Below are 13,050 nucleotides of genomic sequence, written 5' to 3'. Positions count from 1 at the left end.
CCTGGAGAAAGATCTACAACAAAAGAACCAGTGTTGAAAGAACTTTTTCCAGACTAAAAGAGCATTTAAATTTAGAAAACTTAACTGTAATGGGAGCTAAAAAAGTTAAAACTCATCTGCTATTAAGTTCTATCAGTTTGATAGCTGCAAGAATTGCAGCCGAGAAAATCAAACTCCAAAATCAGGTTTTAGCTGCTTAAATATCTTTTTAAAACATGATTTTAAGATACCCAAACTAAGTGCGTCTAAATTTAGCAGTAAATCTATGGTAAATCATTAAAATCTACAATTTCAAGTTAAAAGGCTTATTTTTATGATTCGTAGATAATATTTTTTTGAATTAAACTAAATTAAGCGTATTATGAAATTCGCTTATTTAACAAAATCATTATTTGTTCTCTCCATTTGATAATTTTCCCCCTTAAAATTATTAACTTACGGTTGCTGCACTCATAATTTTTTCTTGAGTAGCATCTTTTGCATTAAGTTCAGCAGTTAGCTTTCCTTCACTAACTACTAAAATTCTATCACTAACTCCTAAAATTTCTGGCAACTCTGATGATACCATAATTACTGACTTACCCTGGCCAATAAGTTCGTTGATAATATTATAAATTTCTACTTTGGCACCAACATCAATTCCCCTTGTTGGTTCATCAAATATAAATATTTCAGCATTAGTATTTAGCCATTTTCCAATTACAACTTTCTGTTGGTTTCCTCCGCTTAATTGTTTTGCTTTCGTATAAATACCTGGAGTTTTTATCTTTAAATTGTTTACATATTTTTCACTATCCTGGGCCTGATGCTTCAAATCCAATAAAATATTTTTTTTATACTTATTTAAATTAGATGAAACAATATTAAATTTAACAGTCTGATCTAAAAATAATCCCTGCGTTTTTCTATCTTCTGTTAATAATACCATACCTTCTTTTAAGGCATCTTTAGGATGATTAATCTCAACTTTACGACCATTAATATAAATATTCCCACTATCTTTTTTATCTGCTCCAATGACAGTCCTCACCAATTCTGTTCTACCAGCTCCAACCAGTCCCGCAATTCCCAATACTTCGCCTCTATAAGCAGAAAAAGAAATATCATTAACAGTATCGTCACGTTTTAGATTCTCAACTCTTAAAATTTCTTCTCCTCTATCTATCTGTATTTTGGGAAACTGCTCATCAATATCTCGTCCAACCATATCTCTTACTATATCTTCCTCTGAAACATCTTCTATATTATTTGTAGACACATGCTGTCCATCCCTTAAAATAGTAATCCTATCCCCAATTCTTTTGGCTTCACTTAATTTATGGGAAATGAAAATCATTGTCACACCCTGTTCTTTTAGTTTCTCCATTGTTTTAAAGAGTTCATTTACCTCATCTTCCCCCAGAGAAGATGTTGGCTCATCCAAAATTAATAAATTTACATCTACAGAAAGTGCTTTTGCAATCTCAACCATCTGTTGTTTCCCTACACCTAAATCTTGAATTTTAGCAGTAGGACTTATATTTTGATTTAATCTATCTAAAATTTCCTGGGTTCTTTTTTCCATAAATTTACGATCTATGATTCCAAACTTTTCATTTCTTTTAATTTCTCGTCCCATAAAAATATTTTCAGTTACATCTAATTGTTGGATTAAATTTAATTCCTGATATATTGGTATAATTCCATTATCCAGTGCTGTTCTTAAATTATTTTCCTTAATTTCATTTCCTTCAATTACTATTTTACCACTGTCCGGCTGATGTAAGCCAGTTAAAATTTTAATTAAAGTTGATTTTCCTGCTCCGTTTTCTCCAATGAGAACATGAATCTCACCTTTTTCAACTTCTAAATCAACATTATCTAAAGCTTTAACTCCAGGAAAAGTTTTTGTGATATTTTCAATTTTTAAAAAAGTTTCTCCCATAAGTTCTCCTCCTAAATACGGCCCCAAAAAAGGGGCCGCAACAATTTAATTAATAATTAATCCAAGAGTTCTTCAATTAAATCTTCACCAAAGATATTTTCAAGGCGATCTCTACTAAATGCCTTTCTTAAATCTCTAATGGATTCATCTACATTATCCTTATCAATTATATTGGTTGGTACTGGAACAGTTTTTTCAACTTCCTCACCATTTAAAGTTTTAACCATCAATTCTACACCAGTATAACCAATATTATAAGAGTCCTGCTGTACTGTAGCAGTTAATTCGCCGTTTCTAATTGATTTAATTGCATCAGGTGAACCATCAAAACCAATAACTGTAACATTATCACCAGCATTTGTACTCTTAAGTGCTCTGAAAGCTCCTAAAGCCATCTCATCATTTGTACCATAAACACCATCAATATTTGGGTAGGTCTGTAAAATATTCTGCATTACACTAACAGCTTCACCTCTTTGGCTATCAGCAGGCTGAGTAGATACAACATTTATATTAGAATCACCTATCGCATCTAAAAATCCTTCTACTCTTTGATCATGAATATAATCTCCAGCCGCACCCCTAACTATTGCTATTTCTCCTTCACCATCCAATTTTTCTACCATATAATTACCAGCTTGTTGAGCAGCCTGGAAATTACCTGTACCAGCAAAAGAAGTTTTGCCCTCAAATTCAGCATCAGTATCTATGGTAACCACCGGAATTCCACGTGAAATTGCTTTTTCTAAAACTGTCTTAGCTGCTGAAGGTCTTAAAGGAGCAACTACAAGACCATCAACCTGTCTAGAAATTTGATCTTCTAATAAATTAATCTGCTGCATAACCTGAGTTTCATTACTTGGTCCAACAACAGAAACTTCAACCCCAAAATCTTCTGCTGCCTGATCAGCACCCGCCTGTACAGATTTCCAGTAATCACTATTTGTAGCTTTAAGCACTACAGAAATTCTATACTCTTCATCAGCCTCAGTTTGAGCGGAAACAGTAACTGTTACACCTAAAACTAACATCAGAACTATGAATAGATAAAATAATTTTCTCATTTGTATCCTCCTATTGTATTAATCAATATTGTTTTTTGAAACTATGATCCCTAAAAGCAAATAATCTAACTTAACCCCTAATTTAAACTCTTTAATAATACATTCTTTTATTATTTATCACCTCCCTCTATAAATAAAAAAACTACCATCTGATTAATAACACAGAGCTTATATTAAAATAAGCTATTCTGAATTATTTACAGTGGTAGTTATAAAATAATAGTGTTATTCCCACAATTTTTTTAATTTTCAAATTTCAAACGTTTACAGAACTATAAAAAATAAATAAGATTTTTTAGATATCATCATTAATTAAAAAAACAAGATAACGGATAATATTTGTAAAACTAGGTTAAATAGTTATAAAATTATAAATATATATTGTATTAATTATTTTCAGATATCAAACGTTTGCAATAACAACAAAAATATTATTTGTCTTTAGAATTGAATATTAAACGTTTGCAAAGAACTTCAAAAAAATATTATTAACTTGTAAGAATATTATAATATAATATTTTTTAATTGTCAAACAATTTTTAGTATTAATTAAATTTTTCTAAAATTATTTTATTAACTAAACTAATACTGATAAAAACTATAAATTTTTACAGTAACAACATTATAAATCAATAATTTTAAATTGTCAAATAATTTCGAAAGAAAAATGCAGGAACTTTAAACTACAAATTCCTACATTCTTTATACAAATATTTTATTAAATTAAACTTTAACCCCGCTAATTAAATAGGAATTATAATCTATAGCTTTTACTTCTATATTTTTTATATCTCTCTGCTCTAACATTGTCTTCAACTGCTCACTCTTGATCCGATGATGGAGTGGTGGCCCCTCTTCCCTTTTTTCAGGATCCCATTCAATAAATACTACTCGAGAACCTTTTTTTAAAAATCTAAAATAGTTATCTAAGAATTTATCCTTTGCATCTAGCTCATGGAAAAGATAGGCAAAAAGCATAAAATCAGCTGATTGCTGTAAATTAGCATCATTATCTTCACTTTTTACTATCTCAATTCTATCAGCTAAACCAGCCTGCTGAGCTCTATGTTTTAAATCTAAAAGCATATCAATTTCTACATCAACAGAATAGACTTTGCCTGATTCTCCAACTATCTCAGCTCCTGGCAGTGAGAAAAAACCATTACCGGCTCCAACATCTATAAAAATATCTCCCTCTTTTAAATATAATTCAGAAAGAAGTTCAGCAGGTTTTAAGCTTTTTAATCTTTTTTCTGTAAATAATTTTTTCTTTCTGGCCGGATGAAATCTTTTACCTGACATAAAACCACTCCTCTTCTAATAAATAGTTAATTTTAATAGTAAAACTTTTTAAAAATCTATATATTTTAAATATTAGTTTATCTCTTTCTAAAAATATTATAACTGAAACTAATAAATTAAAAAGTTAAAGACCCTACAAATAAGAAGATTGTAAGGCCTTTTACTTAATCAATATTAAATTATAATGGTACTCGATTACCAGAAAAAATTCAAACCGTTTACGCTTCCAAAATTTGGTTTCGTAAACGGTAGGTGTAATATATCTAAATAAGAATTTTTCTGATTTTAGCCGAAAATAATTCAGAAAATAATACTAATGATAAAATCATCATAAAAATTATTATTGCATCAGGCCATTTAAGTCCCAAAATAGCTTCATTTAGCTGTAATCCTATACCGCCAGCTCCTACTAAACCAACAACTGTAGATTCGCGAATATTTATATCCCATCTATAAACAGCTGTCCCTACAAATGAAGGAAAAACCTGAGGCACAACTGAATAAATTAGAGTCGAGAATTTGGAAGCTCCAGTAGCTTCGACTGCTTCTACCTGTTCTTTATCAATTTCTTCTATACTCTCATAAAGAAGTTTAGAGACAAATCCAACAGATCTTAAGGAAATTGCAATTATTCCTGCCAGTACCCCTGGCCCCAGAATAATAACTAGAATTATTGCCCAGATTAAAGAACTTACTGAACGAGAAGTTACAATTATCAGAAGGGCCAGCTGTCTTAAAATTGGATGGGGTGAAGTATTTTCAGCAGCCAAAAACGCTACAAATAGGGACAGTAATATAGCAGCAATTGTTCCCAGAGTAGCTATAGTTATTGTATCCCAGATTGGTCTTATAAGATTTAAAAAATAAGGCCAGTTTGGAGGAAACATCCTCATTAGTAATTTGGATGCCTGTTCAGCTCCATCATAAACAAAAGGCCACATTGTCCGGGCTGAAATAATATTCCAGCAGTAAATAAAAAGCCAGATACCAGCTGCCCAGAATAAAATTTCTCTTAAAATTCTAACTCTGCCTTTTAACTGCCAGTTATAATCATTTTTAGGCATTTTTAAACTCCTTTCTATTTAATAATCTTTATTTTAATTTTTTTCTAATAAAGGAAGAAAACAATTCTCCCAGAAGTACAATCGCAATCATCACAATCAATATTGCAGAAGCAGAATCAAACTCATAACGGTCAAAAGCCGCATTTAATGTTGTACCAATTCCGCCGGCCCCAACAACTCCAATTACCGCCGAAGCTCTAAAATTAATATCAAGTCTGTAAACCGCCAGTCCAATAAAACGGGGTAAAATCTGGGGTAGTATAGCATAAGTCATTAATTGGGGCCAGGAAGCTCCGGTCGCTTTAACAGCTTCCACCTGACTCCAGTCAATATCCTCAATTTCTTCTGCCAGTAATTTTGCCAGAAATCCGATACTGCTGAAAGTTAAGGTTAAAACACCTGCCATCGGACCAAAACCAATAACTACCACAAAAAATATTGCAATAACTACTTCCTGAAAACTTCTTGAGATAACTATCACTGCTCTTGATAAAAAATAAATTGGCTTTGGAGAAATATTCTCAGCTGCTCCAAAAGCAAAGGGAATTGAAATTATTATTCCAAATATAGTTGCCACATAAGTCATTGTCAGGCTTTCAATGATTCCATCCATAATTGACTCTCCGCGAGAAATAAAATCCGGTCTAAAGAAATCAGCAAAATATTTTTGGCTTCTGCTTAGACCAAGTAAAATTCTCTGAGGATCAATCTCCAGGGAAATAAAAGTAAAAATTAAATAAGCTAAAACCAGAAAATAAATAATTATTCGTTTATTTTTGCTTTTAATTAGATGAGGACGCTGCCAGCTGTAATTTTCGCTTCTCTCTGTCAGCAAGATCATTACCTCCTTCAGATGCTGAATTTTCTTGATCTTTATTCTTAAAGTTATTCCAGTCTTCTTTTCCATAAATTGTGGTTAGAGTTTCTTTATTTAAATCTGCAGGACTGCCGTCAAAAACAATCTTTCCTTTTCTCATTCCAATTATTCTACTGACATATTCTCTTGCCAGCAGTACATCATGAATATTTATTAAAGCTGCAAGCTCTCTTTCCCGTGCCATTTCTGTAATTAAGCGCATAATTTGTCTGGCGGTTTTGGGATCAAGACTGGCTGTGGGTTCATCAACTAATAATAAGTCTGGATTCTGAATTAAAGCTCTCGCAATCCCTACCCGCTGCCGCTGTCCTCCTGATAAATGGTCTGCTCTTTTATTTAGATGATCTTTAAGCCCTAATCTTTCTAAAAGCTGATAGGCTTGATTAATATCCTTTTGTGGAAATCGGCGCAGCCAGGCTCTCCAGAATGACAAATATCCCAGCCTTCCCGACAGCACATTTTCCATCACTGTTAGTCTTTCAACTAAGGCATATTCCTGAAAAATCATCCCCATCTTTCTTCTCTTCTCTTTTAATTCTTTTTTGCTTAGCTGATTAATGTCCTGATCCTCTAGAATTATTTCTCCTGCCGTGGACTCAACCAGACGATTAATACAGCGAATTAAAGTTGATTTTCCCGCTCCTGATGGACCAATAACAGCTGCAATTTCTCCTTTTTTCAATTCTAGATTAATTCCCTCTAGAGCTAAATCTCCTCCTGGATATTGTTTATGCAAATTATTGATTTTTAGCATTTTTTCACCTCTCTATTAATATATAGGTACCGTAATAATATATAGGTACCGGGTACCTGGAAAAAATATCCATGCACCCGGTACCATTTAAAAGCAAAAGCGGCTCTTATTAACCGCCTCTGCCACCCCAGCAATAGTAAAAATCTGTTTCAATTTAATTTCTGTTAGTTTCTATTTATATTCTACTCCATTTGCTCTATCTATTGTTCTAATAACTTCCCAGTAAGTCTTATAGTCAATTGGAATAAACTTATCATCTTCAAATTCTGCCGCTAAACTTGTTCCTGTCCAGTCAAAAGTAAAAAATGCTTTTTTAATTTTTTGAGCCAGTCCAGGATGCAGATTGTTTACATAAGAGTAAGCAGTTGTCGGGAAAGTTTGAGACTTATAAATTGTTTTGATCTCTGACATATCAATTGCTCCACTGGCATCCATTCTGTGCATTACAGAATTGGCAATTGCAGCAGCTTCGTAATCACCATTATAGACACCCATAATTGAGTTATCATGGCGGCCGCTAAATGTTGTCTTATAGTCTTCTCCCGCTTCATAACCCATTTCAGATTTTAAAATTGCAGATGGTGCTTTGAAACCAGAGTTAGATGTCTGAGAGACAAAAGCAACTGTTTTACCTTCTAAATCCTCTAAACCTTCAAGCTGACTATCCTGTTGGGTGATAATTTCCATTTCATAACCAAAGCTTCCATCCTCAGCTGCCATCATGGCAAAAGGAACAACTCCTGCAGTATTTACAGCAAAAGGGACACTACCAGTATTGATACCGGCAATATGAATTCTTCCCGCTCTTAAAGCTTCTAATTGTGAAGCATAGTTCTCCACTGCATAAAACATAACCTCTTTTCCAGTCACCTCAGCTAAATGGTCCAAAAAGTCTGCCCAGGCTGTCTTATAAACTGAAGGCTCTTCTACAGGTGTATAAGAAAAAATAATAGTATCAGGATTAATCCATTCAGATTCATCAGCAGGTAAATCCGCAACTAAATCCCCATCATAATCAACAAATTCGTCACCTAGATAACCAAAGTCCATTTCTGCCGCCAATACAAATCCATTAAATATAAAAACTAAAAGAATCAGTACTGTAAAAACTTGCCCAAATTTTTTCATTAATTATTACCTCCAAGTTTTTTTGTTTTCCGCTTGCAATTAATATAATGACATATCAAAGTTACAGGAGTATTTCTGAATTGTAAAAAAATTGTAACTAATTGTTAAGGTAATGTTAAGTGTTTTGTGAATTATTTCTTCTGTACCAGGTCCAAAACGGCCGTTTTGGACCTGGTACCTAACGTTTTTTTGTTTTAAAGAAGGTATTTATTCCTTTACCACGAAATATTATTAATATAGCTTAATTTATTGAGCTATTTTTATTTGAACTCTGTTTTTTTAAATAAAAGCATAAAATTTTCTATCAAATTTTAGAAATTAAATTATTAATGGAGGGAAGTATATGAAGGGAACAGTCGTTTCGACCTGGCTTAAAACTCTTACAAAAACTTATGGAGAAGAAGTAGTCAGCAGCGCAAAAAAGAAAGCAGGTTTTAAAGAAGATTTAATTATCACACCAATGACAACAATTGAAGATCAAAAAACAAAGAATTTAATGAAATATATGGGGCAGGAGGTAGGTAAAAAACCCGGTGAAATCTGGCATGATATGGGGATGAAAAATATTGAAACTTTTTCCAACTGGTTTCCCTCATATTTCAGTAATCGTACTTTAAAAAACTTTTTGATGTTGATGGATACCGTGCATCTGCAGTTAACAGAAATGATTCCAGGAGCCAACCCTCCTCGTCTGCGAGCAAAAGAACTAAATGATCATAAAATAGAAATGATATATAAATCTGAAAGAGGAATGTACGATTATTTTTTAGGTCTTTTAGAGGGTAGTTCCTCATTTTTCAAAACTCCTATTGAGGTTGAAGAAATTGACAGAGGAACTTTAGATGATGGACGAGATTTTTTAACTATACATATTAGCTTTGAAAAATCATTTAGAAATGAAAAAAAATATTTATTCTCTAAAATTATGGGACTGGGTATATTTAAAAGTATTCCTGCTAAAATGGGATTTACTGCTTTTATATTAAGTTTTGCTTTAACATCTCTACCTCAGTTTTCAGCAGGCTTGACAATTAATCTGGGGGCTTCTGCTGGACTGGGAATTGTTTTGGCCTTAATTAGCAGACTTTTAATGTCTCCTGTTAAAGCAATTGATGATGAGCTTAGTAAAATAGAAGCATTGAATCTTGATGATAAAAACAGGCTAAAAACAGCTGATGATTTTGAAAGATTATTTAATAAACTGCGTCAGATAAAAGCCAAATTAAGAGAAGATATTCTTTTCTTAAAAGGTGGAACTGATGATATGCATAATTTTACCAAGGACTTTGTTGAACTGGCGGAAGATATGGACGAAGTTTCTGGCAGTATTTCAACTGTTGTAGATGAAGTGGCTCAGGGAGCTCAGGCTCAGGCCCAGGAAACTGAAGAATCCGCTTATATAGTCAATCAAAATGTTGAAGAAATTGAAAAACTGGTTGAAGCCGGTCAGGACAGCCGTGAAAACTTAGAAAATGCTGTTAAAAATATTCGTTCTTCCACTCAGGCTGTTGTTGATGTCAATCAGAGAATCAGTGGAGTTCGGGAAGCATTTGCCAATGTCAATCAGTTAGGAAAACAGCTTTCGGAAAAAATAGAGACAATCATGGAAATTGTAGATACAGTTGAAGATATTGCCGGACAAACTAATCTGCTTTCACTTAATGCTTCTATTGAAGCCGCTCGCTCTTCTGATAATGGTCGCGGTTTTACAGTAGTTGCAGAAGAAGTAAGAGATCTGGCCGAAGAATCTCAACAGGCAGTTGAGACAATCAGAAAAAATCTGGGAGAGTTTACCGAACATGTTGAAACTCTCAGCTCCAGTATCAGTGAGCAGTTCACCAATCTTGAGGCAAGTAATCAAGCTCTAGAGGAAGTTGCTGAATCAAGTAATAGTGCCACCAATGATATTGAATCTGCTACTAATCAGGTTGTCGATATAGTCAGCAGCTTAAATACAGAAACAAAGAAAATTAGAGAAGTCATTGAAAACTTTAATAATCTGGCTGCAATTGCTCAGGAAAATTCTGCTTCCAGTGAAGAAATGAGTGCCAGCGTTAATAATTATTCTGAAAAGATTAAAGAAATGACGGGTTATATTGAGCAAATGGAAGACTTAACAGAAAACTTCCGCAAAAACCTTAAAGGTTACAATGTCTAAAAAATAAAAATAAGCGAAAACAAAAAAATAAAGATCATAAATAAACAAAAAAACCGCTCTCAGGACTTTAAGGCCTTATTCAGCCTCTAATCCTTAAGAGCGGTTTTATTTATTCTTGCAGATTATCTTTTATTACCTGTTCCCAGGCATGCATATTATTTAAAAGCCAGGCAGCCGAATCTTTCTCTCCCTGCTGGTTGCTAAATTCAACTTTTAATAATTCTCTATTTTTACTCTTTCCCAGAAAAGAATTAACCCTCTCAACTTTTTCAATATTCTCTAAAGAAATAACAATATTCTTTTTGGGAACCCATCTTAAAAAATGAAGTTCATCAGGCGTTAATAATAAGGAACCATTACCCCGAAGTTGAATTCTACCATCTGATTTCTGACCAAAAAAATTGACTTCTTTACTAAAATATATAATTCTATCTTTGTGGTAATTTGTAAATAGTTCTTCTGCCCTTTTTCTTTTTAAAGATGCAATTGTTTTATGAACAATATAGCACAGGACAGCTAAGAGAACAGGGATTAGCAAAATAAAAGTTTTCTGATTGAAAAACTGCATAATAAACCTCCCTAAAGAGCTGATATTAAATTAATAAATTTTTTTAAATAACTTTTTTGAATAACTGATTAAGTTTATCTTCCTTTTTTGACTGTGTTTTCTAAACTTCCTATACCCTCAATTTCAATAGTAATTTGGTCACCATCTCTTAAAAAAATCTTATCCTCTCTGGCAAAACCAACACCTTCTGGGGTCCCCGTTAGAATAACTGTTCCGGGAAGTAGAGTCATATTGTGAGATAAATAACTTATTAATTGGTCTATGTTAAAAATCATATCCGAAGTTTTTGACTGCTGCATAACTTCACCATTTAAAATAGATTTAATTTTTAAGTCCCCAGGATCTAATTCAGTTTCAATCCAGGGTCCCAGCGGACAAAAAGTATCAAATGACTTGCCTCTGGCCCACTGTTCATCTAATTTTTTCTGACAGTCCCGAGCACTGACATCATTGGCACAGCTGTAACCTAATATATATTCGTCCACCTCAACTGTTTCAATGTTTTTAGCTTTTTTGCCAATAATAACAGCCAGTTCTGCTTCGTAATCAACCTCATCTGGAGCCAGTTTGGGTAAAATTATCTCAGAATTTGGATCTGCTAAACTGCTTGTAGCTTTTAAAAAAATGACCGGACGTTCTGGTATTTCTGCCCCGGTTTCTACTGCGTGCTGTCTATAGTTTAAACCAATTGCTATTATATTGGGTGGTATAACCGGTGCTAAAAGTTCAACTTCTTTCAAATCTGCTGTCTCTTCTCCCCTGGAAAAATCAGAAAAAATATCTCCTTCCAGTTTAAATATCTTTTCATCTTTTAAAATACCATTTTTAATCTCATTCTCTTTTTGATATCTAATAATCCTCATCTACTGCTCACCTGCTTCTTATTATTTTATAAATAAATGCTCTCTATAATTTCTCTTAGCTCAGCAACCAATTCTCTGCTGCCAGCTATAAAAAGTGGGGCATCCTCCAAATCTGTCTGATAAACTTCTCCTCCTGCTTCCTTAATCAATAAAGCTGCTGCTGCATAATCCCATTCTTTAAGTTTAAATTCCCAGAAAGCATCAATCCGTCCCCCGGCCACAGCTACAAGATCAAAAGCAGCACTGCCGGAACGCCTGATACCCCTTATCTCCTTTAAAATCTTATTTAAAGGAGCCAGATTATCAATTTTAGAATCTTTTTTATCATAGGGAAAACCGGTAGCAACCAGAGCTGAGTTTAAAGATGTTTTTTGAGATATATTAATTGGAGTTCCAGATTTATAGGCTCCTTTTCCCTTAATAGCGGAATAAATCTCATCTAACTCTGGAATATAAATAACCCCCATTACAACTTCAGATTCATATTTTAAAGCAATTGAAACACAATAAATTGGATAAGAACTGGCATAATTATTTGTCCCATCCAGAGGATCAATAACCCAGGTGTATTTACTATTTTTATCAGAGTAATCACTTTCTTCGCCCAGGATATTATGTTCTGGATAATACTTTTCTATTTTGGCTCTAATCATATCTTCACTCAATAAATCAATTTCAGTTACAAGGTCATTCAGGTTACTTTTAGTATCAACTTTAAAACTTTCCTTTTTCAATTTTTCCCTTTGCATTTTACCGACATCTAGAGCCCATTCTTTTGTAAGTACTGCTGCATCTACTAAATTTATCAAATTAAAAAAGCACCTCCATCTATAATTTTCATTTAATATAATTCTATCAGAAAAATTATCTGATTACAATTTATACAGCATTTGATAATGGGGAATATTATCTTCTAAATAGCGGTCTGAAACTACTTTAAAACCTAGATCCTGATAAAATTTAAGTATATATTCCTGGGCCGAAATCCTGATTACCTCTGTATTAAAATTATTATTTATAAAAGCAACTGCAGCCTCCATCATTTTAATCCCCAGACCTTCCCGCCTGTATTCTTTTTTAACCAGAACTCTGCCAATAGAAGCTTCCTGATACGATATTCCCGGGGGGATTATCCTTAAGTAAGCAGCAATCCGATTTTGATCCTGATAAAATAGATGAAAAGAATCCTGATCCTTATTATCACATTCTTGATAGGGACAGTTTTGTTCTACGACAAAAACATTAATTCTAGCTTCAATAATTTTATATAATTCCTGATTATTCAGTTCAGAAAAGCTTTTTATATTTAATTCCATAATCCACTCCTTTATTAAGATAAATCATTTAA

General features: G+C 33.1%; 13 protein-coding genes. 2 read left to right on the top strand and 11 right to left on the bottom strand.

Features of this window, described 5'->3' with window-relative positions; translation table 11 throughout:
* Positions 1–200: transposase (locus C7958_RS13780; protein ID WP_146608775.1), on the top strand; the 200-nt coding region annotated here is incomplete at its 5' end.
* Between the two features lie 230 nt (positions 201–430).
* Here C7958_RS13780 and C7958_RS13775 read toward each other — a convergent pair.
* The 7 genes from C7958_RS13775 to phnD form a co-directional block, all read right to left on the bottom strand.
* Positions 431–1,924: a sugar ABC transporter ATP-binding protein gene (locus C7958_RS13775; protein WP_111573262.1), complete on the bottom strand. Its 1,494-nt coding sequence runs from the start codon at positions 1,922–1,924 to the stop codon at positions 431–433.
* 56 nt (positions 1,925–1,980) lie between these two features.
* Positions 1,981–2,988: a sugar ABC transporter substrate-binding protein gene (locus C7958_RS13770; RefSeq protein WP_111573261.1), complete on the bottom strand. Its 1,008-nt coding sequence runs from the start codon at positions 2,986–2,988 to the stop codon at positions 1,981–1,983.
* 723 nt (positions 2,989–3,711) lie between these two features.
* Positions 3,712–4,290 carry a class I SAM-dependent methyltransferase gene (locus C7958_RS13765; RefSeq protein ID WP_111573260.1) on the bottom strand — a complete coding sequence of 193 codons (579 nt, stop codon included), beginning with the start codon at positions 4,288–4,290 and terminating at the stop codon, positions 3,712–3,714.
* A gap of 263 nt (positions 4,291–4,553) precedes the next feature.
* Entirely contained in the window at positions 4,554–5,354 is an 801-nt protein-coding gene (gene phnE, locus C7958_RS13760) for a phosphonate ABC transporter, permease protein PhnE (RefSeq protein WP_111573259.1), read from the bottom strand.
* A gap of 28 nt (positions 5,355–5,382) precedes the next feature.
* Positions 5,383–6,189, bottom strand: coding sequence for a phosphonate ABC transporter, permease protein PhnE (gene phnE / locus C7958_RS13755; protein WP_243834361.1), 807 nt, complete (start codon positions 6,187–6,189; stop codon positions 5,383–5,385).
* On the bottom strand, positions 6,137–6,985 hold the full coding sequence (gene phnC, locus C7958_RS13750) for a phosphonate ABC transporter ATP-binding protein (RefSeq protein ID WP_111573257.1): 849 nt from the start codon (positions 6,983–6,985) through the stop codon (positions 6,137–6,139). The genes phnE (C7958_RS13755) and phnC overlap by 53 nt, the downstream gene beginning before the upstream one ends.
* A 171-nt stretch (positions 6,986–7,156) precedes the next feature.
* Complete coding sequence (gene phnD / locus C7958_RS13745; protein ID WP_111573256.1) at positions 7,157–8,113, bottom strand: phosphate/phosphite/phosphonate ABC transporter substrate-binding protein; 957 nt, start codon at positions 8,111–8,113, stop codon at positions 7,157–7,159.
* 343 nt (positions 8,114–8,456) lie between these two features.
* On the opposite strand from phnD, the gene C7958_RS13740 reads away from it, so the two are divergent.
* Entirely contained in the window at positions 8,457–10,271 is a 1,815-nt protein-coding gene (locus tag C7958_RS13740; RefSeq protein WP_111573255.1) for a heme NO-binding domain-containing protein, read from the top strand.
* Between the two features lie 109 nt (positions 10,272–10,380).
* On the opposite strand, the gene C7958_RS13735 is transcribed toward C7958_RS13740, so the two are convergent.
* The 4 genes from C7958_RS13735 to C7958_RS13720 form a co-directional block, all read right to left on the bottom strand.
* A complete protein-coding gene (locus tag C7958_RS13735; RefSeq protein WP_111573254.1) occupies positions 10,381–10,839 on the bottom strand; it encodes a hypothetical protein in 459 nt (152 codons plus the stop codon).
* A gap of 74 nt (positions 10,840–10,913) precedes the next feature.
* Positions 10,914–11,702, bottom strand: coding sequence for a fumarylacetoacetate hydrolase family protein (locus tag C7958_RS13730; protein ID WP_111573253.1), 789 nt, complete (start codon positions 11,700–11,702; stop codon positions 10,914–10,916).
* A gap of 26 nt (positions 11,703–11,728) precedes the next feature.
* Complete coding sequence (locus tag C7958_RS13725; protein WP_111573252.1) at positions 11,729–12,511, bottom strand: inositol monophosphatase family protein; 783 nt, start codon at positions 12,509–12,511, stop codon at positions 11,729–11,731.
* Between the two features lie 63 nt (positions 12,512–12,574).
* Positions 12,575–13,018 carry a GNAT family N-acetyltransferase gene (locus tag C7958_RS13720; protein WP_111573251.1) on the bottom strand — a complete coding sequence of 148 codons (444 nt, stop codon included), beginning with the start codon at positions 13,016–13,018 and terminating at the stop codon, positions 12,575–12,577.
* Between the last annotated feature and the right edge of the window lie 32 nt (positions 13,019–13,050).

Origin of the sequence: Halanaerobium saccharolyticum, from assembly GCF_003259895.1 — a bacterium.
Lineage (GTDB): Bacteria > Bacillota > Halanaerobiia > Halanaerobiales > Halanaerobiaceae > Halanaerobium > Halanaerobium saccharolyticum_A.
Note: the sequence above shows the minus strand (reverse complement) of the source record. Positions and strands in the feature narration are given on the sequence as shown.